The organism is Mycobacterium branderi, from assembly GCF_010728725.1.
Classification (GTDB): Bacteria; Actinomycetota; Actinomycetes; order Mycobacteriales; family Mycobacteriaceae; genus Mycobacterium; species Mycobacterium branderi.
This window is the reverse complement of record NZ_AP022606.1, coordinates 746,996-772,297: the sequence shown is the minus strand read 5'-3', so window position 1 is coordinate 772,297 and position 25,302 is coordinate 746,996. Positions and strand designations below refer to the sequence as shown.

The window sequence follows — 25,302 nt, the reverse complement described above, 5'->3', positions numbered from 1 at the left end:
TATCAGCGGTAGCAGTACGAGTCGCTTGACGCGTCACCGCCCTGCAACCGCACTTGGTGCACCCGTAAGCCGCGAAAGTCTGTGCCGTGCGGGAAGAATCGCTCGTCGAGGCGCAGGCCGACGCCGGCGTCCGGGTCGGTGTCGACCTTGGCCATCCAGGAGCCGACGCCGTCGGGGTAGAACTGGTCATCCCACGCGCCGTAGAGCGAATTCGTGAAGTACACCCGCTTGCCGTCGCGGCTCACCTCGACCATCTGCGGGCCGCCGGCCAGCGGCCGCGACGGCGCTGCCGGGTGCGCGACCCGGTCGGTGATCCCGCCCAGCCGCACCGAACCCGTCTGGACGGGGCGCGCCGGGTCGGACACGTCGTACTGCTTCAATTCGCCAGTGCCCCAGCAAGATGCATACAGGAAGCGGTCGTCGACCGAGAGGTTGATGTCGGAGAGCAACGGCGGCACCGCCCCGAACGGCTGCAGTGCGGGCGGCAGCGCTTCCGTGTCGGCGGGTTCGGCCGGGATCGTGATCACCTTGGCCGCGGCCCAGCGGTCGCCGTCGCGGTGCCAGCGCCATACCGACGCCGACAGGTCCTCGGTGCTGATCACCACGCCGGCGAACCCCCAGGTGGCTTGCGGGTCGTGCGACGGCCGCAGCTCCAGCACCATCTGGTGCTGCTCGCCCAGGTCGACGGTCTGCAGGTGGCGGGCCTGCGCGAGGTCCCAGAAGTGCATGGCGTGGCCGTATTTGTGGGCAAGCAACAGGTCCGGCTGCAGCCCGTTCTCGATCATCGACGGGGTGCCCCATTCACTGGTGACGAGCGTGTTCTGGCCGAGGTGCCACCATGCGTCGTAGGACATGTATTGCGGACCGCGGTCGGTCTCCCACGCCCGCAGCACGTCGAAGCTCTCGTGGTCCAGCAGTGCGATGCCGCCGGGGCCCTCGTCGCTGTTCCCACTTCCCAAGCAGGACAGGAAGATTCCGTCCGGGCCGCAGTGCAGCGTGTGCGGCCGCGAGTAGCCCGCCTTCGCTGCCAGCTCGGCCGCGTCGATCGAGCGCACCAGCGTGGGCTTCCCGGGATCCGGGTGGGTGTCGAAGACATGGATCCGAGACGACCGCAATCCCGGCAGCAACAGGTATCGCCGCTGCAGCCCGTCGGCGTGGTGGCCGGCATGCGCGAACGCGCTGCTGCATGCGTTCCAGCCGAAGTGGTGCAACTCGTCGCCGCGGGTCGGCAGGTCCGCCCACCCCACGACCCGGCCGTAGCGCTCGGATACTGGGTCGACGTCGACCACAGTGAGCGCGTCGGGCTGCTCGGCGTCGCGATCGAACGCCACCACATACGCCAGCTTCTCCGGCGGTGCCGCGATGGCATCGGCTGCGGTGCGGTAGAACGTAGGGTCCATCGCGTGCATTATGCGCCTCAGGCTACGTGTGCGTCCGTTTTCTCCAGCAGGCCGAGCTGGCGCAGATCGGTCACGTACTTGTCTATCAAGGCCTCGGTCAGGTGCGGCACATCGTTATCGGCGCCGATTCCCGCGGATCGCACTGCGACGCGGAACTTCTCGGCCGGCAGGTGGCTGCCGGGAGTGGGCGCCGCCGGCCGCGCGTAGGCGCTCAGCAGCGGCAGCACCGAATTCTTCCGCTGGTTCTCGGGCAGCGCCTTCATCGTCGCCTCGAACCTCGCAAGCCACTCTCCGTACTCGTCGATCCGCTCGATGTGCTGACCACCCGCGATCAGCCAGTCTACGAAGGTGTCCAGCGAGATGCCGTCGTCGTGGGCGTTGAGCACGTTGTACGTGCGGTAGCCGTCGGTGGCCTGGCTCCCGAGCGTGGTGATCGCCTCGGCAGTGAAATCGGCTGGCAGCCCGTCATAGTGGGCCCGCTGCCGGTTGCCGTCGGCGTCGAGTTGGTAGAACGAGCGCGGCGCGATCCCGGTGGCCAGCAGGCTCAGGACCAGCCGGGTGAACATGTCGGTCACGTTCACCTGCCCGGCATAGCGGCTGTGCGCCAGGATCATGTCGGACCGGAACACCGCCACCGGCAGACCGCACAGGTCGTTGGCCTCGCGCAGCAGCACCTCGCCGGCCCACTTGCTGGTCGCATACCCGCTGGCATACGCGGCGCCCAGCGAGCGTGACGGCGACGCCTCGCGCACGTCGACGTCCTCGCCGATAAAGCGGCCGTCGGGCAGCGCCGTCACCGCGACCGTCGACAGGTAGGTAACGGGCTTGAGCCGCTTGGTGATTGCCAGCTTGACGATCTCGGCGGTACCCACCACGTTGGGGCCGAACAGCTGGCTGTAGGGCAGCACGTGGTTGACCATCGCCGCGGCGTGCACGATCAGATCCACCGACTCCGCGAGCCGGTCCCACGTTTGGCTGTCGACGCCCAGGTTCGCCGCGCCGAGGTCGCCGGACAGCACCTCGAGATGGTCAGCGGCCAGCGTGCGGAAGTGCGCCGACAACCCGGCATCGCCGGTGTCGATCGCGGCCTCGATGCGCTGCCGCGCGGCGACGGGGTCGGCGCCGCGCACGATGCAGATCAGCGTTCCCCCTGTCTCGGCGAGCCGCTCCAGCCACTCCAGGCACAAGAATCGGCCCAGGTAGCCGTTGGCGCCGGTCAACAGGACCGTCTTGGCGGAGCCGCCAGCCACCGAAAGTTCCTGCGCCGCAGCCAAAGTGCCGGCGTCGATGAACTTCTCCAGTCTCAAATCCGCGGCACGGGCCTCCGTCGCCCCGCGGCCGTGCACCGACGCAAACGTGGGCCGCGTGGACGCCGCGTCGCGCTCGCCGTCGATGTAGCGGGCGATGGTGGCCAGCGTCGCGGTGGGGCTGACAATGGTCTGCACCGGAACGTCGACGTGGTAGATCTGCTCCAGCAGCGAGCCGAACGAGAATGCTGACAGCGAATCACCGCCCAGCTCAATGAATTTCGCGTCGGCAGGCATGCCCTCCCCGGTGGCCTCCAGGCCCAGGGTGGCGACGGCGGCGCGCCGCACCGTGTCGATGGTCGGCAGCTCGGCGGCGGCGGCCCGCAGCTGGTCGATCTGGTTTTCCTGCCCGGCGGCGATCTCGGCGTACAGCGCGTCGAGCCGTTCGCCGTAACGGGCCCGCAGCGCCGGCCGCAGCAGCTTGCCGACCCCGGACAGCAGCCCGTTGTCGCGGCTGAACCGCTCCGGCTCGAGCAGGAAGTCACGCGGAATCTCGTAGGGCTGCAAGTGGTTTTCGGCGGCGATCTGCTGCAGGGAGTCGGCGATCAGTGCGCGTGGGTCGCCTTGACCGATCGCGTCGTCGTTGGGCACCACCACCGCCAGCAGGAACGGCTGGTCACTGCTGCCGTGCAGATAGATCTGCCGGATGTAGGGGCTGGCGGCATAGATCGCCTCCAGTTGGGACACTGCGACGAACTCGCCCTGGGAAAGCTTGATGACGTTGTTGCGCCGGTCCAGGTACTTCAGGCGATCCGGGCCGAGCTCCTCCATGATGTCGCCGGTTTTGTAGAACCCGTCGTCGTCGAAGATCTGGGCCGACAGCTCGGGATGCTTGAAGTAGCCGGGGATGACGTTGCTTGCCTTGACGTAGAGCTCGCCGCGGGGATGCGGTTTGTCGGTGGTGTAGTAGCCCAGTTCCGGGACGTCGACGAGCTTGTACTCGGTGACCGGTGGACGACGGATGGTCCCGTTGCGCATGATCCCGCCGCCGGTTTCGGTGGCGCCGTAGCCGTCGGCGACGGTGACGTCGAGCAGCGATTCCATGAAGGCGTGCATCTGCTTGGACAGCGGCGCGCTGCCACACATGGCCGACACGACGCGGCCACCGAGAAAGTCTTGGCGCAGTTCGGCTTTCACCTCATCGTCGGCTTGCGCGCCGGATCGTTGGTCCAGTTCCTTGCGGTAGCGTCGGTAGATCAAGTCGCACACCCGCGGCACCAGGTTCAGCGCTGTGGGGCGGACCAGCGCGATGTCGTCGAAGAGCGTCGACATGTCGCTCTTGGCGGCGAAGTAGCCGATGCCGCCGGACGCCAGCGTGGCGATCAGCCATTCCAGCCCGTACACGTGGGAGAGCGGCATGTACTGCAGGTGGATGGCCGGAATCTGCTTGCCGATGTCCAGCGACGGGCTGTGCGGGCGCTGCCACAGCCGGGTCACCATGTCGGCGGTGTACATCGCCCCCTTCGGGGTGCCGGTGCTGCCCGACGTGTAAATCAGTGTGGCCAACGGATTCTCGCCGGCCGGTGGTATGAACGGCGGGACTACCGGCAGCTTGCGGCCGGATTCCAGTTCCGGCAGCAACGGCGTCACGTCCACGTCGCGCCCGGCGCCGGCCAGGCGTTCACACGCGGCCTGATACTTTGCGCGCTGCTCGTGGTCGTAGTTGAAGTAGTCGAACACCACCAGCCGCTCGACCGAGGGCGTGTCGATCACCACGTCGACCGCGGTGTCCAGCGACTCGATGCTGGCGGCGAAAACTCGCGGGTTTGTCTCGGCGGCAATCGGTTTCAATTGCTGTGCGGTCGAGCTGGTTTGCAGCGGCACGAATACCGCGCCGAGCCGGATGCAGGTCAGGTAGATGATCGCGTAGCCGATGCTGGTGAAGCCCAGGACCGCGACGAAGTCGCCGGGCTTGAAGCCACCCGGCAAATGCGAGTCCCACACGCTGGACAGCGCCTCCACGCGTTCCCGCAAGCGTTGGTAGGTGATGGTCTCGAAACCGGGCAGCAGCGTCGCCGTCGCGCGTCCGGGGGCATCCTGGCGTATCAGTTCACGCGACCGCTGTCCGAGCGCCGGCCGGTCGGCGTAACCGGTGAGGTACTCCTCGACGACCTGCCAGGGCCGCAGCCCCGCCTGATGTGCGGCGGCGGTCACTTGCGGTAACGGCGCCGCGGCGCGGAACTGCGGGTCGTTGGCGTACAGCTCCTCGATGCGGTGAGCCAGGCGTTGCTCTCGTCCCGTGTCCGTCATCGTCGCCTTCCTCTCACCATCAGTACCCGCTTCAGCCGGCGCGGGCGAGCAGCAGCGTCGACTCGACGCCGGCCGACCCCAGCAGCTGTCGCCACGGTGGCCTCAACGAGCGCACCGCGTCCCGAGTCGGGACAATCCGCGGGTCGGTCACGTCAAATGTCTTGCCGTACAGCTTGACTCGTCCACCGCCGGCGGCCTGCAGGTTCTTGACCCAGTCCCGGTTCGGTCCGTACACGAGTAGCACGGCGACGCCGTCGTCGGTACGGAACATCGAGACCGGCGTGCGATAGATCTTCCCGGAGCGCCGCCCCACGTGTTCGATGATCGACCACACCGGCAGCCAGCCGCTGACGGGCCGGAACAGCGGGTTCGTCACCCGCCGGTTGAACCGGGCTCGTCGTTCGGAGAACTGCACCGCTAGTCGATTCGGGTGAGCAGGACGGCCTGCTCGAACGGCAGCCGGGCGAACAGTGCCCGCGATCGGCCGCTGACGTATGGGGCCGCTTCTTCCTTGGTGACTGTCCGCGGCTGGACGACGCCGAACGTTTTCCCGTTGCGCCGTATCCGCCCGCCGCCGGCGGCGTTGAGGTTCTTCAGCCAGTCACGGTCCGGGCCGTAGGTCAGCAGGATCGCCACGCCGGGCTTGCCGTCGATGGTGGCGCTGAACACATTCAACGGGGTGCGATACGGCTTGCCGGAGCGCCGCCCCACGTGCTCGAGGATCCCGAATCCGGGGAGCCAGCCGGCCCACATGCGCTGGATCGGGTTGGTGACGTGCCGATTGAACCGGGCGAGCCGTTGCGGTAGTTGCATATGGCCATCCAACCTGTCGCAACGGGCGCAACTCAACCCCGTTGAGCGGAATCGGGCGTCGTCAACCGTCTGAGCACGCCCGCGAGGCGTGCGCCGTCGGGAACTGAGTCCGGGTCGAGCAGCCACTGGATCGTGAGGCCGTCGACCACAGCGACGAGAATGGCCGCGAGTGCCTCTGGATCGGGCACGGATTCGGCTGGCTGTCCGGCGATCGATTGGACGAGCGAGGCTGTGCTGCTACGGAATTCACGGTAGTGCTCGGCGAGCTGGTCTCGTAGGCCGGGCACGCGCTCGGCCTGCGCCCAAGTTTCCAGGTAGGCGACAGCGACGGGTCGTCCCGCTTCCAGCGCACGCTGAGCTGCTGTGACGGCGACTTCCCACGGGTCTTCCGACGTTGTGGTGGCCGATGCGTGGCGCACCTGCTCCAGCCAGCGGCGGCAGCATTCGGCCAACGCTTCGTTGAGCAATGCCTCCTTGGAGTCGAAGTGGTAGGTGATCGCCCCGAGGTTCGTGTTCGACGCGGCGACCAGATCGCGGGCCGTCGTGCGGGCGTAGCCGCGGTCTTGAATGCAGCGAATCGCCGCATCGAGCAGTCGCTCGCGATTTCCTGTGCGCCGGGTCATCAGCCCCTCCCGAGAATGAGACGTTCGTCTGATACGTTCGTCTCATGAACTCTACGCCGTCCACGGTCGATGTCGTTGTCGTCGGAGCCGGACTCGCCGGATTGGCGGCCGCCCGCGAGCTGCGGAGAGCCGGCAAGAGGGTGCTCGTCGTCGAGGCGCGTGACGAGGTCGGCGGGCGGGCGCGGTCTCGCGAGCTGGACGGCTCGGTTGCGGACTTCGGCGGCGAGTGGATCGGGCGGGCCCATCGGCGGATGTACGCATTGGTGCGCGAGCTGGGCCTGCAGGTGGAGCCCGCGCGCAACGTCGGCCATCCCATTCGCTGGCGGCTTCCAGGTCGGTCAACGCGAGGCCGGCTGCCACCGGCGCGAACCTGGTTCGGCCTGACGCGCGCGATCGGTTACGCCGCGTGGCAGTCTCGCGGGATCGACCCCGAAGCACCGTGGACGGCGAAGCGTGCCGCGGAATTCGACAGCCGATCGGTCGCCGGCTGGCTCGACAACCTGGGCATCGATGCCGAGAGCCGATACCTGCTCGAACGGCTTGTCGGCTCGCTGGCGTGCCAGACATTGGACTCGATGTCGTTGCTGCATCTGCTGTGGTTGCTCCGCATCGCCGGCGGGCCGCTCCGCAGCTTGAACGCGACGTTCCAATGGCGCATCAGCCAGGGCGCGCAGCAAGTCGCCTGTCGCCTTGCGGCGCCATTGGGCGACGCCGTCCACCTGCAGACCCCGGTCGAGCGGATCAGCCAGGACGCAGGTTCGGTCACGGTCGAGGCAACCGAGCTCGCCGTGCGGGCAAGGCGGGTGATTGCAGCCGTTCCCGTGACCCGGCTACCGGCGATCGACTTCGACCCGCCGCTCCCGCCGGACCTGGCCCGATTGTCCGATCTGCACATTGGTGCCGGAACCAAGGTGATTGCCCTACTCCCACACGGACATTCGGTACGGCACAACACGGTTCTCGGCGGCGAGGTCCTGTGGGGAGGGTGGCGCCGGGGCGATCGGGTCACCGGTTTTGTTCCGGCCCACGCAGCCGATGCGACGGACGATGCCCTAGTGGCCGACCTGGCGGGCGCTTTCGGCGTCCGACCCGATCAGCTGCGGTTGCCGACAGTGCTGCGATGGGCCGATCAGCAGCACATCGGTGGCTGCGACGCCGTCTTTGCCCCGGGCGAAGTCCGCGCTCTGGGGCCGCTGATGAACCGGCCCCACGGCCTGGTGGAATTTGCGGGCGCCGAACGCAGCAGTTGGCCAGACAATATGGAAGGCGCGGTGCGCAGTGGCGAACTCGCCGCACGCCGCACATTGGCGGCTCTGGCGACCTAACCGCTCCACTACACCCCGTAGTTGACCGGCGGGGACCAGCTGGGACACTGGTGGCCATGTACAGCACCGAAACTTCGGCGAAGCTGTTCGACGACGCCTGCGCCGTCATCCCCGGCGGCGTCAACTCCCCGGTGCGGGCATTCAAGGCCGTGGGCGGCACGCCGCGCTTCATCACCGAGGCGAGTGGGTGCTGGCTCACCGACGCCGACGGCAACCGCTACGTCGACCTGGTCTGCTCGTGGGGCCCGATGATCCTGGGCCATGCTCACCCCGCGGTGGTCGACGCCGTGCAGCACGCCGCCGCCGGCGGCCTCTCGTTCGGGGCGCCGACGCCCGCGGAGAGCGAACTGGCCGCGGAGATCATCGACCGGGTGGCGCCCGTGGACCGGATCCGGCTGGTGAACTCCGGCACCGAGGCCACGATGAGTGCGGTGCGGCTGGCCCGCGGGTACACCGGCCGCGCCAAGATCGTCAAGTTCTCCGGCTGCTACCACGGCCACGTCGACGCTTTATTGGCCGACGCCGGATCCGGGGTCGCGACGCTGGGCCTGCCGTCGTCGCCGGGCGTCACCGGCGCCACCGCGGCCGACACAATTGTGCTGCCCTACAACGACATTGACGCGGTGCAGGAAGCGTTCGAGCGGTTCGGCGACGAGATCGCCGCGGTGATCACCGAGGCCAGCCCCGGCAACATGGGCGTCGTCCCGCCGGCGCCCGGCTACAACGCCGCGCTGCGGAGAATCACCGCCGAGCACGGCGCGCTGCTGATCGTCGACGAGGTGATGACCGGTTTCCGGGTCAGCCGCAGCGGTTGGTACGGAATCGATCCGGTGGACGCCGACTTGTTCACGTTCGGCAAGGTGATGAGCGGCGGGCTGCCGGCCGCGGCGTTCGGCGGGCGGGCCGAGGTGATGGAGCGGCTGGCACCGCTGGGCCCGGTGTATCAGGCCGGCACGCTGTCCGGTAACCCGGTGGCGGTGGCCGCGGGCCTGGCCACACTGCGGTCGGCCGACCAGGCGGTGTATGAGGCGCTGGACGCCAACGCCGACCGGCTGGCCGAGCTGCTGACCGAGGCGTTGACGAAAGAAGGTGTGGCACATCAGATTCCGCGGGCAGGCAACATGCTGTCGGTGTTCTTCGCTGACGAGCCGGTGACGGATTTCGCCACCGCCCGCGCCAGCGACACCTGGCGCTTCCCGCCGTTCTTCCATGCTCTGCTCGACGCCGGTGTCTACCCGCCGTGCAGCGCGTTCGAGGCGTGGTTCGTCTCGGCCGCGCTCGACGACGCTGCCTTCGACCGGATCGCCGACGCACTACCCGCAGCCGCGGCGGCAGCTGCGAAGGAGTCAAAACCCTGATGGCCGAACAAACCCGAATCCACCTGGTGCGCCATGGCGAAGTCTACAACCCCGACGGCGTCCTCTACGGGCGTCTGCCCGGATTCAAACTGTCCGACAAGGGAATTCGGCAGGCGCAGGCGGTTGCCGATGCGCTGGCCGACCGCGACGTCGTCGCGGTGATCGCCTCCCCGCTGCAGCGCGCGCAGGAGACCGCCGCACCGATCGCCGCCCGCCACGACCTGCCGGTCGACACCGATCCGGACCTGATCGAATCGACCAACATTCTGCAGGGCAGGGGAGTCTCGCCCGGCGACGGCGCCTGGCGCGACCCGCGAGTGTGGTGGCACCTGCGTAACCCATTCACCCCGTCCTGGGGGGAGCCGTATACCCAGATCGCGGCCCGGATGAGCACTGCGGTCGACAAGGCGCGGGCCCGGGCCGCCGGCCACGAGGCCGTCTGCGTCAGCCACCAGTTGCCGATCTGGACAGTGCGCCTGCACCTGACCGGCCGGCGCCTCTGGCACTGGCCCACTCGGCGGCAATGCGCGGTGGGCTCCGTGACCTCGCTGGTCTACGACGGCGACCGGCTGGTCGACGTGGAGTATTCAATGCCGGGCGGCTGTTGACATGCGCCGGCTGGCGATCCTCGGCGCGGCGCTGGCCGTGCTGCTCGCCGGTTGCTCCCACGGCGACGACGCCGTCGCGCAGGGCGGCACCTTCGAATTCGTCGCGCCGGGCGGAAAGACCGACATCTTCTACGACCCGCCCGACCACCGCGGCCGACCAGGGCCGCTGGCCGGTCCGGACCTGATGGATCCCACCCGCACGCTGTCGGTCGACGACTTTCCCGGCAAGGTCGTCGTCATCAATGTGTGGGGCCAGTGGTGCGGGCCCTGCCGGACCGAAGTCGCCCAGCTGCAACAGGTTTACGACGCCACCCGCCACGACGGGGTGGCTTTCCTCGGCATCGACGTGCGCGACAACAACCGTCAGGCCCCGCAGGACTTCGTCACCGACCGCCACGTGACGTTTCCGTCGATCTACGACCCCGCGATGCGCACCATGATCGCGTTCGGCGGCAAGTACCCGACCACGGTGATCCCGTCGACGGTGGTGCTCGACCGCGGGCACCGCGTCGCCGCGGTGTTCTTGCGCGAACTACTCGCCGAGGATTTGCGGCCTGTCGTGCAGCGACTGGCCGCCGAGGATCAGGCGCCGCCGGGACCGCAATGAGCAGCGGGTTCACCGAAATCGCCTCCGCCGGTCCGCTGTTGGTGGCGCTGGGGGTGTGCCTGCTCGCGGGGCTGGTGTCTTTCGCGTCGCCGTGCGTCGTACCGCTGGTGCCCGGCTACCTGTCGTATCTGGCGGCGGTGGTCGGCGTCGACGAACGCCAGGCGCACGCCGCGCGCTGGCGGGTCGCCGGGTCGGCGACGTTGTTCGTGGCCGGGTTCACGGCGGTGTTCGTGCTCGGTACCGTCGCGGTGTTGGGCATGACGACCACGCTGATCACGAATCAGCTTGTGCTGCAACGGGTCGGCGGGGCGCTGACCATCGTAATGGGGTTGGTGTTCGTCGGGTTCATCCCCGCGCTGCAGCGCCAGGCCCGGTTCACGCCGCGGCAGTTGTCGACGGTGGCCGGGGCGCCGCTGCTGGGCGCGGTGTTCGCGCTGGGCTGGACGCCGTGCCTGGGCCCGACGCTGACCGGGGTGATCACCGTCGCCTCGGCGACCGACGGCGCCAGCGTGGCGCGCGGCATCGTGTTGGTGATCGCGTACTGCCTGGGTTTGGGAGTTCCGTTCGTGCTGTTGGCCTTTGGATCGGCGTCGGCGGTGGCCGGGCTGGGCTGGCTGCGCCGCCACACCCGCGCGCTCCAGATCGTCGGCGGCGTGCTGCTGGTCGCCGTCGGGCTCGCGTCGCTCACCGGCGTGTGGAACGACTTCGTCTCGTGGCTGCGCGACGCGTTCGTCTCGGACGTGAGGCTGCCGATTTGACCGCGCTCGCCACAGCACGCAACACCTGGCGGGCGCTGACGTCGATGGGCACCGCGCTGGTGCTGCTGTTCCTCCTTGCGCTCGGCGCGATCCCCGGCGCGCTGCTGCCGCAACGCAGCCTCAATGCCGGCAAGGTCGACGACTACCTGGCCGCCCACCCGGTGATCGGGCCGTGGCTGGACGCGGTGCAGGCGTTCGACGTGTTCGGCAGCTTCTGGTTCACGGCGATCTACGTGTTGCTGTTCGTGTCGCTAGTCGGCTGCCTGGCCCCGCGGATGGTCGAGCACGCGAAAAGCCTGCGCGCCCAACCTGTTGCCGTACCGCGCAACCTGACCCGGCTGCCCAAGCATGCCACGGCCGCGGTCACCGGCGACCCCGAGCAGATAGCGACAACGATCACCCAGAGGCTGCGTGGCTGGCGCACGGTGACCCGCCGGCGCCAATGCGTCGTCGAAGTGTCTGCGGAAAAGGGCTATCTGCGCGAATTCGGTAATCTGGCTTTCCATTTCGCGCTGCTGGGCCTGCTCGTCGCGGTCGCCGTCGGCAAGATGTTCGGCTACGAGGGCAACGTGATCGTCATCGCCGACGGCGGACCCGGCTTCTGCTCGGCGTCGCCGGCCGCGTTCGACTCCTTCCGCGCCGGCAACACCGTCGACGGCACCTCGCTGCACCCAATCTGCATACGTGTCAACAGCTTTGACGCTCACTACTTGCCGTCGGGACAGGCCACGTCGTTTTCCGCCAACATCGACTACCAGACCGGCGGCGACCTGACGACCGACAGCTGGCGGCCCTACCGGCTGGAGGTCAACCACCCGCTGCGGCAACAGGGCGACCGGGTGTACTTGCAAGGCCACGGCTACGCCCCGACGTTCACGGTGACGTTCCCGGACGGGCAGACCCGCAGCTCGACCGTGCAGTGGCGGCCCGACAACCCGCAGACCCTGCTGTCGTCGGGCGTGGCCCGCATCGACCCGCCGGCCGGCAGCTATCCCGACCCCGGCCAGCGTCGTAAACACCAGATCGCCATCCAGGGCCTGCTCGCCCCCACCGAGCAGCTCGACGGGACGCTGCTGTCGTCGAGCTTCCCCGCTCTGAACGCCCCCGCGGTGGCCGTGGACATCTACCAGGGCGACACCGGGCTGGACACCGGCCGGCCCCAGTCGCTGTACACCCTGGACCCCCGGCTGATCGAGCAGCACCGGCTGACCAAGGCCAAGCGGGTGAACCTGCGCGCAGGTGAAGCGGCAAACCTCGAGGACGGCACCGTGGTCCGCTTCGACGGCGCCGTGCCGTTCGTCAACCTGCAGGTCTCTCACGACCCCGGCCAGATCTGGGTGCTGGTCTTCGCGGCTGTGATGATGGCCGGGTTGCTGGTGTCCCTGCTGGTGCGACGACGGCGGGTCTGGGCGCGGATCGTGCCGGGCGATGCCGGTACGGTGAGCGTCGAGCTGGGCGGCCTGGCCCGCACCGACAACTCCGGCTGGGGCGACGAATTCGAACGCCTGACCAGCCGCTTGTTGGCCGGATTCGACGCGGGCGACCGGAGGGAGTTGAGCGTCCGATGAACACCACCCATATCCACCTGGGGTTGGCGCGCACGTCCGACTGGGCGTTCACGTCGGCGGTGGTGGTGCTGGTGGTGGCGCTGCTGCTGCTGGCTGTCGAACTCGCCTACGCCCGCAGCGGCCGCCCCGACCGGGAGCTGGTGAGCGCCGGCGTCGCCGCTGACAGCCCCACGCCCGGGGTGGTGCTCGATAAACCGGGACGCCCGGTCGACGAACGTGTCGGGCGGGCCGGTCTGGCACTGGTCTACGTCGGGATCGTGATGTTGCTGGCGTGCATCGTGCTGCGCGGCCTGGCCACCGCGCGGGTGCCCTGGGGCAACATGTACGAGTTCATCAACCTGACCTGCTTCTGCGGCCTGGTCGCCGGCGCGGTCACGCTGCGCCGCCCGCAATATCGCCCGCTATGGGTATTCCTGCTGCTGCCGGTGCTGATCCTGCTGACGGTCTCCGGGCGCTGGCTCTACGCCAACGCCGCACCGGTCATGCCGGCGCTGCAGTCCTACTGGCTGCCGATCCACGTGTCGGTGGTCAGTCTGGGCTCGGGGGTTTTGCTGGTGGCCGGTGTGGCCAGCATCCTGTTCTTGCTGCGGGCCTCCCGATGGGCCGACGCCCGCGTGGTCCAGCGGCTGCCCGACGCGCAAACTCTCGACCGCATCGCCTACCGAACGACGATCTTCGGCTTTCCGGTCTTCGGGTTCGGGGTGATATTCGGCGCCATCTGGGCCGAGGAAGCCTGGGGCCGCTACTGGGGCTGGGACCCCAAGGAAACTGTGGCGTTTATCGCCTGGATGGTGTACGCCGCTTACCTGCATGCCAGGTCGACGGCGGGGTGGCGCGACCGCAAAGCCGCCTGGATCAACGTGGTCGGCTTCGTGGCCATGGTCTTCAATCTGTTCTTCGTTAACCTGGTGACTGTGGGCCTGCATTCATATGCGGGTGTGGGCTGACCAGGGCGATTGTTCATCGACAAACGACCCGAGTATTCCAACGAGGGGAAGTGCACGTGTCTGAGCATCCGGGTCAGGGCGCTGGGGCGTCTCGAGGGCCTGAAGACCATCCGACGACGGAATTGCCGCCGCAGCCTCCACCGCCGCCCCCCGGTGAGCCGGACGCCAGGACCAGCAACGCGGAGACCAAGGCGTTCGCCGGGTTCCGCACCGAACGTCGCTTCGCCGAGAACGAGACCGTGGGCGGGCTGGCGCCGCCAACCCGCGTCGAGCCGCGGGCCTGGGCGGCCACCCCGGCCAAGGGACTGCCCCGCGTCGTCGACTCGCCGCCCTACGGCACCGGCTTCTACGGCGGACAACGGGCCGAGGCGCCCTACCGCCAGGGTGCGGCACACCACCCGCCGTCGCCGTACCCGGAACTGTCCACCAGCACCCTGTTGCGCCAGGTCAAGCCGCCGCCGTCGGAGGGCTGGCGAAAATGGCTCTACATCCTTTCCGGCCAACTGATCAACGTTGGGGAAAGCCCACGGGTCAACCGCTACAACGATCTGATCATGCAGGCCAACCGGCCGCTGCGGGGCTGCTACCGGATCGCGATGCTGTCGCTGAAGGGCGGGGTCGGCAAGACCACGATTACCGCCACGCTGGGCGCCACCTTCGCGTCCATCCGTGGAGACAGGGTGATCGCCGTCGACGCCAACCCCGACCGCGGCACGCTGAGCCAGAAGGTCCCGCTGGAGACGCCGGCCACCGTGCGGCATTTGCTGCGCGACGCCGAGGGCATCCAGCGCTACAGCGACGTGCGCAGCTACACCTCGCAGGGCCCGAGCCGGCTGGAGGTGCTGGCGTCGGAAAGCGACCCGGCGATGTCGGATGCCTTCAGCGCCGAGGACTACACCCGCACGCTGGAAATCCTGGAGCGCTACTACGGTCTGGTGCTCACCGACTGCGGCACCGGGTTGCTGCACTCGGCGATGTCGGCGGTGCTGTCTAAGGCCGACACCCTGGTGGTGGTCAGCTCGGGGTCGATCGACGGCGCCCGCAGCGCCTCGGCGACGCTGGACTGGCTGGACGCGCACGGCCACGAGGATCAGGTGCGCAATTCGATCGCGGTGATCAACGCGGTGCGGCCGCGGTCAGGCAAGGTCGACATGCAAAAGGTCGTCGATCACTTCTCCCGGCGCTGCCGCGCAGTGCGGTTGATTCCGTTCGACCCGCATCTGGAGGAGGGCGCGGAGATCAGCCTGGAGCGGTTGAAGCGGGAGACACGAGAAGCGCTGATCGAGTTGGCAGCCGTTGTGGCCGACGGATTTCCGAGCGACGACCGCCGCAACACCGGCTTTATCTAACGCGGGTTGTTATCGCCGTGGCTTAGCCGCCACAGGAACTCCGGATCGTCGTCGGGTCCGATGACGCGAGTCTTCGGCCGGTTCACCTGCGAACGCGCGGCCCGCCAGCCAAGGTAGATCAGCGTCCCCAAAACCAAGACGAGGAGCAGGTAGAGCACTCGACACCTCCTGCGTCCGAATATACGCGCACCGTAGGCTCGGACCGTGCCGGTTGGTCGAAGCCCCGCTGGTCGCGCCGTGGTCGACGTTGCACTGTACGGAGCGGCCCGGATTGCTCTTGCGGTTGCGTTGACGGCCGCGATCTACGGGGTGGCACGGCTGCTCGGGGTGCGGGAGTTCCCCGTGGTTGTCGCCGCGTTGTTCGCATTGGTCATCGCGATGCCGCTCGGGATCTGGCTGTTCAGTCCGCTACGCCGCCGCGCCACCGCGGGGATCGAGGCGGCCACCGAGCGACGTCGTCGCGACCGTGAGCAACTGCGGGCCCGCCTGCGCGGCGAGGCTCCCCCCGACGACTCGTAGGAGCCTCGTCGAGTGTGCATCCAGGGCGACGACACGCCGACGCGTCGCGCCCTGAGTGCACACTCGACGCGACGGCGGGTTGTCAAACTTTCTTGACAGCGGCCCGGTGTCAATCTATATTGACAATCGTGAGTGACGCCGCTGATCTGTCCTCGATCCCGACCGCGGACGCGGCCGCGAGCGCCGACCCTGCCGTCGGGTTACGGGCGGTGCGAGCGCTGCAGCGACTGCAGGAGCGGTTGGAGGCCATCCACGTCGCGAATGCCCGTGAGCAGGGCTGGAGTTGGCAGGCCATCGCCGACGCATTGGGGGTAAGCCGGCAGGCCGTGCACCAGAAGTACAACCGGAGGAAATGATCCATGGCTTTCGAACGGTTCACCCGCGATGCCCGCGTCGCAATAGTTTTCGCCCATGAAGAGGCGCGGGAACTCGGAGACAGCGAAATCGGTACGCAGCACATACTTCTTGGTCTTCTGCAAGCCGCGGGCGATGAGCTGTCCGCAGTGTTGAGTGGCTACGGGCTGACCGCCGATGTGGTGCGTGCCCGCCTGGTCGAGACGTCGTCGACGACCGGGGCATCGTTCGACGAGGACGCCGAAGCCTTGCGTACCATCGGCATCGACCTGCAGGCCGTTCGCGATAGCGTGGCCCGTACCTTCGGGGCCGACGCATTCGACCACGCTCTCTCCCGATCCGGCCGGCGACGACGCCGTCGCGGTCACGTCCCGTTCACCCGCGCAGCCAAGAAGGCCCTGGAGCTTTCACTACGAGAAGCCTTGGCGCACAAGGACAGAGAGATCCGCTGCGAGCATCTACTGCTGGGACTGCTGCGGGGAGGCGACAAGGCGGCGATCGACCTGATCACCGAACACGTCTACACCGCGCAGTTGCGAGCCGCTGTCGTCGCCTTGCTCGACAAAGCGGCCTGACAGTCACGCCGCTAGCGCCAACGCGGTCGCCACGGCGATCGACCACACCAGCATCGTCAGCCCGGTGTCGCGCAGCACCGGAATCAACTCGGGGCCGGTGCGTCCGGACCGCACCGGCCGGGCGGCACGCAGCGCCAACGGCGTAGCCACCAGACCCACCGCACACCACGGCGTCGCCAACATCAGCACCAGCGTCAACACCGCAGCGAGCGCCAGCAGCGACTGATACAGCGTCCGCGTCCTGGCGTCGCCCAGCCGGACGGCCAGTGTGAGCTTGCCGGACTGCGAGTCGGTCGGGATGTCGCGAAGGTTGTTGGCCACCAACACCGCCGACGACAGCGCCCCCGTCGTCACCGCCAACACCACGCCCACCCAGTCCACTCGCAAAGCCTGCGTGTACTGGGTGCCGAGCACTCCCACCAATCCGAAGAAGACGAACACCGCCAATTCGCCAAAACCCGCGTACCCGTAGGGTTTTGACCCGCCGGTGTACAGCCACGCGCCGGCGACGCACGCCGCCCCGACCGCGATCATCCACGGCGCGCTGGTCAGTGCCAACGCCAGTCCGGCCGCTGCGCCGACGCTCAGGCTCACCAGCGCGACGGCCAGCACCGAGCGCGGGGTGGCCAGCCGCGAGCCGACCAGCCTTACCGGGCCGGCCCGCTCGTCGTCGGTTCCGCGGATGCCGTCGGAGTAGTCGTTGGCGAAGTTGACCCCCACGATGAACGCGAGCGCGACCGCTAAGGCCAGTAGCGCCTTCCACCAGACCGCGGCGTGCAGCCAGGCCGCGGCGCCGGTACCCGCGATGACCGGCGCGACCGCATTGGGCAACGTGCGCGGCCGGGCACCGGCGATCCACTGCTGAAAGCTAGCCATGCCCCGATCGTTCCATGCGCTGTATCAGAATGAACGAATGTCCGCCGGCGACGATGCAGAGCGGAGCGATGAGAAGGAGCGGCGCACATGCTGGGAGTGATCGGCGGCAGCGGCTTCTACAGCTTTTTCGGGGCCGACGCACGCAGCGTCAACCTGGACACCCCGTTCGGCGAGCCCAGCGCCCCGGTCACCGTCGGCGCCGTCGGCGAGCACGAGGTCGCTTTTCTGCCCCGGCACGGCGCGCAGCATCAGTATTCGGCGCACACCGTCCCATACCGGGCCAACATGTGGGCGCTGCGCGCGCTGGGGGTGCGGCGGGTGTTCGGGCCGTGCGCGGTCGGCAGCCTGACGCCCGAGCTGGGCCCCGGCTCGATCGTGGTGCCCGACCAGTTGGTGGATCGCACGCACGGCCGCGCGGACACGTATTTCGAATCGGGCGGGGCACACGCCGCCTTTGCCGATCCGTACTGCCCGGCTTTGCGCGCGGCGGTCACCGGTCTGCCCGGCGTGGTCGACGGCGGCACGATGGTGGTGATCCAGGGCCCGCGGTTTTCCACTCGTGCGGAAAGCCAGTGGTACGCCGCGGCCGGCTTCAGCCTGATCAACATGACCGGCTATCCCGAAGCGGTGCTCGCTCGCGAACTCGACATGTGTTATGCCTCAATCGCTTTGGTGACCGACCTGGACGCCGGGATCGAGGCGGGCGGGGGTGTGACGGCCGTCGACGTATTCGGTGAATTCGAGAAGAACATCGAGCCGTTCAAGAAGCTGGTGCACGAGGCCATCGGTCAGGTCGCCGCCGAGCGAACCTGTACCGACTGCCAGTCGCACACCGGCGTCAGCCTGCCGTTCGACCTGCCGTGAGGGTGCTGCTGACCGGTGCGGCCGGCTTCATCGGCTCGCGGGTGCACGCCGCATTGCACGCCGCGGGGCATGAGGTCATCGCGATCGACGCCCTACTGCCCGCCGCGCACGGACCACATGCAGTGATGCCGCCGGGATGCCAACAGGTAGACGTCCGCGACGCCGACGCACTGGCCCCGCTGCTGGCCGGGGTGGACCTAGTCTGTCATCAGGCGGCGATGGTCGGCGCGGGTGTGGACGCCGCCGACGCGCCGGCGTACGGCAGCCACAACGACTTTGGCACCACGGTATTGCTGGCGCAGATGTTCGCTGCTGGTGTGCGTCGGCTGGTGCTGGCGTCGTCAATGGTGGTCTACGGGCAGGGCCGCTACCAGTGCGCCGAGCACGGGCCGGTCGACCCGCCGCCGCGGCGCCGGGCTGACCTGGATGCCGGGGTTTTCGAGCATCGCTGCCCTCGGTGCGGCCGTGAGGTGGCGTGGCAGTTGGTCGACGAGGACGCTCCGCTGCGGCCGCGCAGCCTGTACGCGGCGAGCAAGACCGCGCAGGAGCATTACGCGCTGGCGTGGTCGGAGTCGACCGGCGGTTCGGTGGTGGCGCTGCGCTACCACAATGTCTACGGGCCGGGCATGCCGCGCGACACACCGTATTCGGGGGTGGCTGCTATTTTCCGGTCGGCGCTCGAAAAAGGCGAGCCGCCACCGGTTTTCGAGGACGGCGGCCAGATGCGCGATTTCGTTCATGTCGACGACGTGGCGGCCGCCAACCTGGCCGCCGTGGACTTCGGTGGGCAGGGCTTTGTTGCCGCCAATGTCTGTTCGGGACAGCCGATTTCGATCCTGCAGGTGGCGACGGCGCTCTGCGACGCGCGCGACGGGGGTGTGTCGCCGCTCGTGACCGGGCAGTATCGCAGCGGCGACGTGCGCCATATTGTCGCCGATCCTGCGCGCGCCGCCGAGATACTGGGTTTCCGTGCTGCCGTCGATCCGCAACGGGGGCTGCGCGAATTCGCGTCGGCACCGTTGCGCGGCTAGCGCTGGCCGGGCCGGTAGATCTTGGGTGGGCCGCTTAGCCGCTGCGTTGGAGCGTTGTCTCCCCGAAAGATCCGCGGTCGGCCGGCGTCCGGCCGCGTGGCCTCGGGTTCCGGCGGCCGGTGCTGCGCCAGTCGACCGGTGACGACGACGATGGCGAGGATACACAGGGTCAGCCCGCACAGCACGACGTCGAACGTGCTGGTGATCTGCTGTGCAAGGTTGTTGCCGTAAACCGGATTGTTCAGCCAGGAAGGCGAACTCGCGTACCGCGGAGCCAATGCGACGCCAATCACGATGCGGGAAACGCTGAGTACGAAGAGAACTCCGCACAGTGACGAGATCACCGGTCGGGGCAGCGAGAGGTTGGCGAGGTTGAGGTATAGCCACACCGCAAGCACCACGGTCACGAGGTCGAATGCCGCCATCGCCGCGCTGTCGTACGGCGAGTACGACAGGTTCAAGCTCACCGAGACGACGATGTCGGTGATACGCATCAGGACCGATCCGGCACACCATACGATGATGAGCAGCAAACCTTTCCGTGCTGCCGGACGCCAAAGGTTCTCGGGGATGTGCTCCGTCGTGGCGATTCGCAGCAGTGTCAGCGGTGCGAACACCGCAGCGGCCGCCACCCAAGCCAGGTAGCCCTCGAACCCGACGCCGGCCGTTGAGGTGTTCTGCGCGATGCCGTGGAACGCGTCGATCTCGCGGCCAATGGGCAAGCCCCAGACAATGATTCCTGCCACCAGAGTGGACACCCCGAGCCCGATGGCCGCGAGCCGAGATACCCTGCTGCGCTGAAGAATCCATCGGGACGCGACGACGACGGCAACGAACGCCACAATGCCGTACACGACTGCCGTCGCGATGATCGCGACATTCTGCTTACCAAAACCTGATGAACCGGTGGGTAGCGCGGCCTTTATCCGCCAGAACAAGTTGAACCCCACTGCCAGCGCTGCGCCAATGATCGACGCGTAGCCGACGATGCGCGCGGACAGCAGCCACCGGCGGAACCTGTCCTTGTCGGCCGGCGTCGCGGTGATCAGCGGTTGAGCGCTGAGCAACGAGCCGGCGATTCCGAGCCATGCGCCCGGCCCCACGCCGCCCGGCACATTGGCACTGCCGCCATACCGGACCGTCTGGACCACGTCGAACATCACAACCCCCAGCACCACCAGCAGGTAGGGGATGTTGAGCGGGGCGCGGAGCCGGCGGGCCAGCGGGTCTAAGCGCCACGACCCGGCGACCGAGGTCAGCGAAAGTACCGTCGCCACAAGCAGTATCGTGAACAGTCCGGCACGGCTGCCGGGGATGTCGGCGCCGAAATAGAGGTTCCACGGCAAAGCGAGCGCCGCGAGCAGCAAAACAGCGGCGAGCACGTCCCGGCCGATGTTCCAGCGCTGAATGGTCTTGCGAGTCACCACGGAACGGGGCGGCTGGTTTTCGATCCGCGGGACGGCGCCGAGCCGGACGGTACTTGTGTCGTCGCTGCTGTCGCTCACCAGTTTCCCCTCGCGCTGCTCGACTGCGAACATCGTCGTCGGTTGTCCAGTGTGGCCTATGCCGGCCCGCTCAGCACGAGGTTCACTTCCGTAGGCTGGATCTGGGTTATTCGCTGAGGTTTGTCGGCCGAATAGCTGATACTGCAGTGTCAGAGAGGAGCGCCACCATGGACGTGACTTTGGGCGTCGCGGTCAGCGGTCCGGTTGCCCGTCTGGCGCTGGTCGACTCGGGAGCCGACGGAAATGCCCTGATTGACGAATCGGTCGTCGACCTGGGTTCGGACGCGGTCGGCAAGCTGACCGAAACGGTGGTCGGCACCCACCGGCTATTGGCCGCAGAAGATCATCGGCTGGTCGGCACTCGGTTGTGCTGGTCGGATGAGCATCAAGCCGACGAGCTGCGGCGGGCACTGGACGACTCCGGCGTCAAGAATGTCGCGGTGCTGCCGGAGCCAGAAGCGGCGACTTCGCTGATCACCAGCCCGGACGCCACGGCGGCTCTGTCGGCGGGCGCGCCGGACGACCCTGAGCTCACTGTCGCGTGGGGCGCGGCGATGGCGGCCGGACCGGCGACGCAAGCCGCTATGCCCGCCCAGGACGCGACCATGGCTGCGCCCGCGGCGGCCGTGACTGATGAACCGACGATGAACGAGCCGGTGGTCGACGTGCCGGAGGCGGAGCACCAGCTGGCGTACTCGATGGCCGACGACGGTTCCGAACTGCTGCCGATGGAATACGACGGCGACGACGAGGACTACGACGAGACCGAGGTCGTTGCTCAGCCGGTTGGCCGGGCCTTGCTGGTGGGTAGCACCGTGGGCGGGATCGTGGTCGCGGGATGTGCCGCATTAGCCGTGGCGGTGACGATCGGTGTTCGCCCGAGTGCCGCCAGCCAACCTCAGCCTCCACCGGTGCAACAGCCGCAACAGCAACAGAAGCCGGTGCCGGGAAACTTCATGCCGGTGCTGCCGTCACCCAACGCGAGCCCGCAAGTGCAGGCGCCGGTAGTCAGCAATCCGGGCTCTCCACAGGGCGTTTCGGGTCCGGGTCCGCAGCAGGCGCCCAGTGCGCCACCGGCTGCTCCTCCGCCCGTCGAGCAGGCACCGCCGCCGGCCGCCCCGGCTGCGCCGTCGGCGCCGGGCTTCAACCCGGTGCCGATCCCGATACCCATACCGCTCCCGATCAATGTGCCCAGTGGGCCTCTTCCCGGTACCAATCCGGGGACTAACCCGGGCACCAATCCGGGGACGAATCCTGGTACGAACCCGGGCACCAATCCTGGTACGAACCCGGGCACTAATCCGGGGACGAATCCGGGGACGAACCCCGGCACTAACCCGGGCACCAATCCAGGGACGAACCCGGGCACGAATCCGGGGACGAATCCTGGCACTAACCCCGGCACGAATCCGGGGACGAACCCTGGCACTAACCCCGGCACCAATCCGGGGACGAACCCCGGCACTAACCCGGGCACCAATCCAGGGACGAACCCCGGGACTAATCCTGGTACGAACCCCGGTACGAATCCCGGGACCAACCCGGGAACGAACCCGGGTGGCAGCGGGAGCGGCGGCACAGGTGGGTCGGGTTCGGGCAGCAGTGGTTCGAGTGGAACCGGCTCCGGCGGCGAAAGCGGATCGGGGAGCACCGGATCCGGCACCGGATCCGGCAACACCGGGGGCGGCGGCTCTGGCTCCGGCGGAACGAGCCCTGGCGGTGGCCCTGGCAGCACTGGATCTGGCGGGACTGGTTCCGGAAGCAGTGGCGGCGGCATCGGACCCGGTGGCGGGTCAGGTGGGTCGGGCTTCGGTGGCGGCGGCTCCGGCAGTACTGGCTCGGGCGGCGGGTCTGGCTCTGGCGGCAGCGGTTCCGGTAGCGGTGGCGGCTCGGGATCTGGCGGCGGCGGATTGGGTGGCGGCGGGTTCGGCGGCTTCGGCCACTAAAGCCGCATAACCGTCCGCCCGCATGAGGGCCTTTCGCGGATCACATCTGCCACAGGAACCACTAGCCAGGGCGATGCGCGAGTTGCCCGCCTCTGAGCGACAACCCAAGGCGCACAAGTGATTTGTCGCTCAGAGCCGGGCACATCGTGTAGTCCAGCCTCGTAGCAACCCCTGTGACGGATGTGACTGCTGCGGCTAAGGCGGCTCGTCTATACCGCCTAGCCTGGCATCCCCGTCTGATCACGCCAACCGTCAAGCACCCCTTCGACGCGGTCCCACACGTGATGCCGGGCCGTTTCCCGGTCTGTACCCGACATCAACAGCTCGTCGTAGTCGGTGTCGGTGTGCCGGACCGACGCGGCAACGGCCAGCCGTACCGCATTCGGGTCTAGGGCGCGACCGGCCGCGGTGCGTCCGACCCGGCCGCTGCCCCGCAGCGCCGTGTGTTGCGCGATGGCGTGGGCCCGATCAGCGGGACAGCCAGGAAATTGTGCCCGGATCGCAGCGGCGAACTCGGCCTGAAACCGCAGGTCCGCCTCGGCCCGTCGCAATTCGTCGCGCTCCCTGCGGCGGGCACGCACCTCATCATCGGAAAGACACTGCTGCTCGGCCTGCTCGATTGCCTCCGGCTCAGCGAGGATGCCTTGGCGCTCGTAGCGTTTCCGCGACCGGCTCCACCGCACCACCACCGCGCAGAGCCGGCTCGCCTTCTTGGCTCGCCGGGTCAGTGTGGCATCGCCGGATGGCAAGAACTCGAGATGACCGAAGTCGGCGCAATCCATGCACAACGGACCGGGGTCTTCCATGAGCAGGAAATCGCCGGTGCCGCCGCATGACGTGCACGTCCATTCCTTCAGCGGCCAGATCACGACCAGATCCGGTGCGCGACTTTGCCGTTCGATTACGCGCTGCGACAAATTCGGCGACACCCAGTGCGTACGATAGGCGCTTTCGATAGCGGCGTCCCCGCTGACGCTGAATTGCAATCGGCGCCGATCGCGCGTGCGGGCAAGGTACTCCGCCTCCGACGGTTTCAGTCCCCGCTCTTGGGCCCACCGCCGCAAAGCTGACATCGCCGTCGTGACCTTGCTGGGGTTGGTCGGGACGACGCTCTCCAACGAGTCGATCCGGCCCTGTCGCCATAGGTGGAGATGCGACGGCGCCAGCCAACCCAAACGGACCAGCACGTCGACCGGCCTGACGAATCGCTGCTCGGCGAGCGCCAACTCGGCGGCCTGCCTGACTCGCTGCTCAACATTCTTAGATGCCATGGGCCGCTTGATCGTAACGTTTGCAGGTCCGCCGGGCCCCGCCCACGGACCCGGCACCGGCTGCAATTTCCTTCCCGTCGTGCTTACCGACACGATGCGCTCGGGGTCCGACACGCCTTAAGGTCAGACGACATGCCCGACGGTCTGGTCACGGTGGTGCTGCCCTGCCTGAACGAGGCCGAGTCGCTGCCGAACGTCCTAGCGGCCATCCCCGCCGGCTACCAGGCGCTGGTCGTCGACAACAACAGCACCGACGACACCGCCGAGGTGGCCCGCCGCCACGGCGCCACTGTCGTCACCGAGCCCCGGCCCGGCTACGGATCCGCCGTCCATGCCGGGGTGGTGGCCGCGACGACGCCGATCGTGGCGGTCATCGACGCCGACGGCTCCCTGGATCCCGCCGACCTGCCCCGATTGGTCGCCGAGATCGACAACGGCGCCGACCTGGCGGTTGGGCGACGACGACCGGTGCCCGGATTGCGCTGGCCGTGGGTGGCGCGGCTCGGCAGTGTGATGATGAGCTGGCGGCTGCGCACCCGGCACGGTCTGCCGGTGCATGACATTGCGCCGATGCGAGTCTTTCGCCGCGACGCCCTGCTGAGCCTGGGCATCGTGGACCGCCGGTCGGGCTATCCGCTGGAGCTGCTGGTGCGGGCGGCGGCCGCCGGCTGGCGTGTCGTCGAATACGACGTCGCTTACGGTCCGCGCATCGGCGGAAAATCCAAAGTGAGCGGTTCGCTGCGCGGCAGCGCGATCGCGATCCTGGACTTCTGGAAGGCGATCTCGTGAGCGTCGTGCCGGTGACGCTGCTGGTGGTGGCCAAAGCACCGGTACCGGGACGGGCCAAGACGCGGCTTGCTGCGACGGTGGGTGACCACGTCGCCGCCGAGATCGCGGCCGCCGCGCTGCTGGACACCCTCGATGCCGTGGTGGATGCGCCGGTCGTCGCCCGAGTGGTGGCGTTCACCGGCGAGCTCGACGATTCCGTCGGCGCCGCTGAGATCCGGCGCCGGCTCACGTCGTTCACCGTTATTCCTCAGCGCGGCAACACTTTTGCAGACCGCTTAGCCAATGCACACGCAGATGCGGCCGACGGCTATCCGGTCTTGCAGATCGGGATGGACACGCCGCAGGTGAGCGCGGAGTTGTTGGTCGACTGCGCGCGACAGCTGTGCGAATCGCCGGCCGTGCTCGGCTTCGCCCGTGACGGCGGCTGGTGGGCATTGGGGGTGCGCACACCGGAGAGCGCTGCGTGTCTGCGCCGCGTTCCCATGTCGCAGTCGGACACCGGAATGCTGACCTTAAAAGCATTGAATGCCAACGGTGTTGAGGTGTCAATGCTGGCGGAGCTGGCAGATTTCGACGTGGTCGACGATGTGGCTGCGGTACGCGAAAGCTGCCGATCGAACAGCCGGTTCGCCCAAGCCACCCGCGCGGCTGGGCTGTAG

25 protein-coding genes are annotated in these 25,302 nt (G+C 68.2%); 16 read left to right on the top strand and 9 right to left on the bottom strand.

Annotated features, from left to right (window positions below; all coding sequences use genetic code 11):
- Nucleotides 1–2 precede the first annotated feature (2 nt).
- From G6N47_RS04180 to G6N47_RS04160, 5 genes are read right to left on the bottom strand one after another with little or no spacing between them, the layout of a single operon-like run.
- A complete protein-coding gene (locus tag G6N47_RS04180; protein ID WP_197945467.1) occupies nucleotides 3–1,409 on the bottom strand; it encodes a selenium-binding protein SBP56-related protein in 1,407 nt (468 codons plus the stop codon).
- A gap of 8 nt (nucleotides 1,410–1,417) precedes the next feature.
- On the bottom strand, nucleotides 1,418–4,957 hold the full coding sequence (gene car / locus G6N47_RS04175) for a carboxylic acid reductase (RefSeq protein WP_083130312.1): 3,540 nt from the start codon (nucleotides 4,955–4,957) through the stop codon (nucleotides 1,418–1,420).
- A 31-nt stretch (nucleotides 4,958–4,988) separates the two neighbouring features.
- Complete coding sequence (locus tag G6N47_RS04170; protein ID WP_083130311.1) at nucleotides 4,989–5,372, bottom strand: nitroreductase family deazaflavin-dependent oxidoreductase; 384 nt, start codon at nucleotides 5,370–5,372, stop codon at nucleotides 4,989–4,991.
- Between the two features lie 2 nt (nucleotides 5,373–5,374).
- Complete coding sequence (locus G6N47_RS04165; RefSeq protein ID WP_083130310.1) at nucleotides 5,375–5,770, bottom strand: nitroreductase family deazaflavin-dependent oxidoreductase; 396 nt, start codon at nucleotides 5,768–5,770, stop codon at nucleotides 5,375–5,377.
- Nucleotides 5,771–5,802: 32 nt separating this feature from the next.
- Entirely contained in the window at nucleotides 5,803–6,393 is a 591-nt protein-coding gene (locus G6N47_RS04160; RefSeq protein WP_083130309.1) for a TetR/AcrR family transcriptional regulator, read from the bottom strand.
- A 44-nt stretch (nucleotides 6,394–6,437) separates the two neighbouring features.
- On the opposite strand from G6N47_RS04160, the gene G6N47_RS04155 reads away from it, so the two are divergent.
- From G6N47_RS04155 to G6N47_RS04120, 8 genes are read left to right on the top strand one after another with little or no spacing between them, the layout of a single operon-like run.
- Nucleotides 6,438–7,718 (top strand): flavin monoamine oxidase family protein, encoded by a 1,281-nt coding sequence (locus G6N47_RS04155; protein ID WP_083130308.1) that lies wholly within the window; start codon nucleotides 6,438–6,440, stop codon nucleotides 7,716–7,718.
- A gap of 56 nt (nucleotides 7,719–7,774) precedes the next feature.
- Complete coding sequence (hemL, locus tag G6N47_RS04150; RefSeq protein WP_083130307.1) at nucleotides 7,775–9,076, top strand: glutamate-1-semialdehyde 2,1-aminomutase; 1,302 nt, start codon at nucleotides 7,775–7,777, stop codon at nucleotides 9,074–9,076.
- On the top strand, nucleotides 9,076–9,684 hold the full coding sequence (locus G6N47_RS04145; protein ID WP_083130306.1) for a histidine phosphatase family protein: 609 nt from the start codon (nucleotides 9,076–9,078) through the stop codon (nucleotides 9,682–9,684). Before hemL ends, G6N47_RS04145 begins: the two co-directional genes overlap by 1 nt.
- Before the next feature lies 1 nt (nucleotide 9,685).
- Nucleotides 9,686–10,291: a TlpA disulfide reductase family protein gene (locus G6N47_RS04140; protein ID WP_083130305.1), complete on the top strand. Its 606-nt coding sequence runs from the start codon at nucleotides 9,686–9,688 to the stop codon at nucleotides 10,289–10,291.
- Nucleotides 10,288–11,049 carry a cytochrome c biogenesis CcdA family protein gene (locus G6N47_RS04135; RefSeq protein ID WP_083130304.1) on the top strand — a complete coding sequence of 254 codons (762 nt, stop codon included), beginning with the start codon at nucleotides 10,288–10,290 and terminating at the stop codon, nucleotides 11,047–11,049. The genes G6N47_RS04140 and G6N47_RS04135 overlap by 4 nt, the downstream gene beginning before the upstream one ends.
- Before the next feature lie 44 nt (nucleotides 11,050–11,093).
- Nucleotides 11,094–12,617 carry a cytochrome c biogenesis protein ResB gene (gene resB / locus G6N47_RS04130; protein ID WP_083130533.1) on the top strand — a complete coding sequence of 508 codons (1,524 nt, stop codon included), beginning with the start codon at nucleotides 11,094–11,096 and terminating at the stop codon, nucleotides 12,615–12,617.
- Nucleotides 12,614–13,564, top strand: a complete 951-nt coding sequence (gene ccsB, locus G6N47_RS04125) for a c-type cytochrome biogenesis protein CcsB (RefSeq protein WP_083130303.1) — start codon at nucleotides 12,614–12,616, stop codon at nucleotides 13,562–13,564. Before resB ends, ccsB begins: the two co-directional genes overlap by 4 nt.
- A gap of 50 nt (nucleotides 13,565–13,614) precedes the next feature.
- A complete protein-coding gene (locus G6N47_RS04120; RefSeq protein ID WP_083130302.1) occupies nucleotides 13,615–14,913 on the top strand; it encodes a MinD/ParA family ATP-binding protein in 1,299 nt (432 codons plus the stop codon).
- Here the strand turns inward: G6N47_RS04120 and G6N47_RS04115 are convergent.
- Entirely contained in the window at nucleotides 14,910–15,071 is a 162-nt protein-coding gene (locus G6N47_RS04115) for a hypothetical protein (protein ID WP_139799342.1), read from the bottom strand. The two genes, G6N47_RS04120 and G6N47_RS04115, sit on opposite strands and share 4 nt — an antisense overlap.
- 46 nt (nucleotides 15,072–15,117) lie before the next feature.
- Here G6N47_RS04115 and G6N47_RS04110 point away from each other — a divergent pair, with 46 nt between their 5' ends.
- From G6N47_RS04110 to G6N47_RS04100, 3 genes are all read left to right on the top strand, one after another.
- Complete coding sequence (locus tag G6N47_RS04110) at nucleotides 15,118–15,432, top strand: DUF4229 domain-containing protein (RefSeq protein ID WP_083130301.1); 315 nt, start codon at nucleotides 15,118–15,120, stop codon at nucleotides 15,430–15,432.
- A 128-nt stretch (nucleotides 15,433–15,560) separates the two neighbouring features.
- Nucleotides 15,561–15,788 carry a helix-turn-helix domain-containing protein gene (locus G6N47_RS04105; protein ID WP_232080120.1) on the top strand — a complete coding sequence of 76 codons (228 nt, stop codon included), beginning with the start codon at nucleotides 15,561–15,563 and terminating at the stop codon, nucleotides 15,786–15,788.
- Nucleotides 15,789–15,791: 3 nt separating this feature from the next.
- Nucleotides 15,792–16,361, top strand: a complete 570-nt coding sequence (locus G6N47_RS04100; RefSeq protein WP_083130300.1) for a Clp protease N-terminal domain-containing protein — start codon at nucleotides 15,792–15,794, stop codon at nucleotides 16,359–16,361.
- Between the two features lie 3 nt (nucleotides 16,362–16,364).
- Here the strand turns inward: G6N47_RS04100 and G6N47_RS04095 are convergent, their stop codons facing one another.
- Nucleotides 16,365–17,237, bottom strand: a complete 873-nt coding sequence (locus G6N47_RS04095; RefSeq protein ID WP_083130299.1) for a 1,4-dihydroxy-2-naphthoate polyprenyltransferase — start codon at nucleotides 17,235–17,237, stop codon at nucleotides 16,365–16,367.
- Between the two features lie 87 nt (nucleotides 17,238–17,324).
- On the opposite strand from G6N47_RS04095, the gene G6N47_RS04090 reads away from it, so the two are divergent.
- Both G6N47_RS04090 and G6N47_RS04085 read left to right on the top strand, forming a co-directional pair.
- A complete protein-coding gene (locus G6N47_RS04090; protein ID WP_083130298.1) occupies nucleotides 17,325–18,101 on the top strand; it encodes an S-methyl-5'-thioadenosine phosphorylase in 777 nt (258 codons plus the stop codon).
- Nucleotides 18,098–19,132, top strand: coding sequence for an NAD-dependent epimerase/dehydratase family protein (locus tag G6N47_RS04085; RefSeq protein ID WP_083130297.1), 1,035 nt, complete (start codon nucleotides 18,098–18,100; stop codon nucleotides 19,130–19,132). Before G6N47_RS04090 ends, G6N47_RS04085 begins: the two co-directional genes overlap by 4 nt.
- On the opposite strand, the gene G6N47_RS04080 is transcribed toward G6N47_RS04085, so the two are convergent.
- The gene (locus G6N47_RS04080; RefSeq protein WP_083130531.1) at nucleotides 19,129–20,637 is read right to left on the bottom strand and encodes a DUF7937 domain-containing protein; all 1,509 of its coding nucleotides are present in this window, start codon (nucleotides 20,635–20,637) and stop codon (nucleotides 19,129–19,131) included. The two genes, G6N47_RS04085 and G6N47_RS04080, sit on opposite strands and share 4 nt — an antisense overlap.
- Before the next feature lie 167 nt (nucleotides 20,638–20,804).
- Here G6N47_RS04080 and G6N47_RS04075 point away from each other — a divergent pair, with 167 nt between their 5' ends.
- Nucleotides 20,805–22,583 (top strand): hypothetical protein, encoded by a 1,779-nt coding sequence (locus G6N47_RS04075; protein ID WP_083130296.1) that lies wholly within the window; start codon nucleotides 20,805–20,807, stop codon nucleotides 22,581–22,583.
- Between the two features lie 218 nt (nucleotides 22,584–22,801).
- On the opposite strand, the gene G6N47_RS04070 is transcribed toward G6N47_RS04075, so the two are convergent.
- Nucleotides 22,802–23,854 (bottom strand): DUF2293 domain-containing protein, encoded by a 1,053-nt coding sequence (locus G6N47_RS04070; RefSeq protein ID WP_083130295.1) that lies wholly within the window; start codon nucleotides 23,852–23,854, stop codon nucleotides 22,802–22,804.
- Nucleotides 23,855–23,986: 132 nt separating this feature from the next.
- Here G6N47_RS04070 and G6N47_RS04065 point away from each other — a divergent pair, with 132 nt between their 5' ends.
- Together G6N47_RS04065 and G6N47_RS04060 are read left to right on the top strand one after the other, a co-directional pair.
- Nucleotides 23,987–24,643, top strand: coding sequence for a glycosyltransferase family 2 protein (locus G6N47_RS04065; protein ID WP_083130294.1), 657 nt, complete (start codon nucleotides 23,987–23,989; stop codon nucleotides 24,641–24,643).
- Nucleotides 24,640–25,302 (top strand): TIGR04282 family arsenosugar biosynthesis glycosyltransferase, encoded by a 663-nt coding sequence (locus tag G6N47_RS04060; RefSeq protein WP_083130293.1) that lies wholly within the window; start codon nucleotides 24,640–24,642, stop codon nucleotides 25,300–25,302. Before G6N47_RS04065 ends, G6N47_RS04060 begins: the two co-directional genes overlap by 4 nt.

What these genes read in the sequence shown, in the direction of transcription:
- G6N47_RS04140 (WP_083130305.1), top strand. Translation starts at nt 9,686, where the DNA reads ATGCGCCGGCTGGCGATCCTCGGCGCGGCGCTGGCCGTGCTGCTCGCC.
- G6N47_RS04095 (WP_083130299.1), bottom strand. Translation starts at nt 17,237, where the DNA reads ATGGCTAGCTTTCAGCAGTGGATCGCCGGTGCCCGGCCGCGCACGTTG.
- G6N47_RS04180 (WP_197945467.1), bottom strand. Translation starts at nt 1,409, where the DNA reads ATGCACGCGATGGACCCTACGTTCTACCGCACCGCAGCCGATGCCATC.
- resB (WP_083130533.1), top strand. Translation starts at nt 11,094, where the DNA reads ATGGGCACCGCGCTGGTGCTGCTGTTCCTCCTTGCGCTCGGCGCGATC.
- G6N47_RS04160 (WP_083130309.1), bottom strand. Translation starts at nt 6,393, where the DNA reads ATGACCCGGCGCACAGGAAATCGCGAGCGACTGCTCGATGCGGCGATT.
- G6N47_RS04135 (WP_083130304.1), top strand. Translation starts at nt 10,288, where the DNA reads ATGAGCAGCGGGTTCACCGAAATCGCCTCCGCCGGTCCGCTGTTGGTG.
- G6N47_RS04070 (WP_083130295.1), bottom strand. Translation starts at nt 23,854, where the DNA reads ATGGCATCTAAGAATGTTGAGCAGCGAGTCAGGCAGGCCGCCGAGTTG.
- G6N47_RS04145 (WP_083130306.1), top strand. Translation starts at nt 9,076, where the DNA reads ATGGCCGAACAAACCCGAATCCACCTGGTGCGCCATGGCGAAGTCTAC.
- G6N47_RS04065 (WP_083130294.1), top strand. Translation starts at nt 23,987, where the DNA reads ATGCCCGACGGTCTGGTCACGGTGGTGCTGCCCTGCCTGAACGAGGCC.
- G6N47_RS04090 (WP_083130298.1), top strand. Translation starts at nt 17,325, where the DNA reads ATGCTGGGAGTGATCGGCGGCAGCGGCTTCTACAGCTTTTTCGGGGCC.
- G6N47_RS04100 (WP_083130300.1), top strand. Translation starts at nt 15,792, where the DNA reads ATGGCTTTCGAACGGTTCACCCGCGATGCCCGCGTCGCAATAGTTTTC.
- ccsB (WP_083130303.1), top strand. Translation starts at nt 12,614, where the DNA reads ATGAACACCACCCATATCCACCTGGGGTTGGCGCGCACGTCCGACTGG.
- hemL (WP_083130307.1), top strand. Translation starts at nt 7,775, where the DNA reads ATGTACAGCACCGAAACTTCGGCGAAGCTGTTCGACGACGCCTGCGCC.
- G6N47_RS04165 (WP_083130310.1), bottom strand. Translation starts at nt 5,770, where the DNA reads ATGCAACTACCGCAACGGCTCGCCCGGTTCAATCGGCACGTCACCAAC.
- G6N47_RS04155 (WP_083130308.1), top strand. Translation starts at nt 6,438, where the DNA reads ATGAACTCTACGCCGTCCACGGTCGATGTCGTTGTCGTCGGAGCCGGA.
- G6N47_RS04075 (WP_083130296.1), top strand. Translation starts at nt 20,805, where the DNA reads ATGGACGTGACTTTGGGCGTCGCGGTCAGCGGTCCGGTTGCCCGTCTG.
- car (WP_083130312.1), bottom strand. Translation starts at nt 4,957, where the DNA reads ATGACGGACACGGGACGAGAGCAACGCCTGGCTCACCGCATCGAGGAG.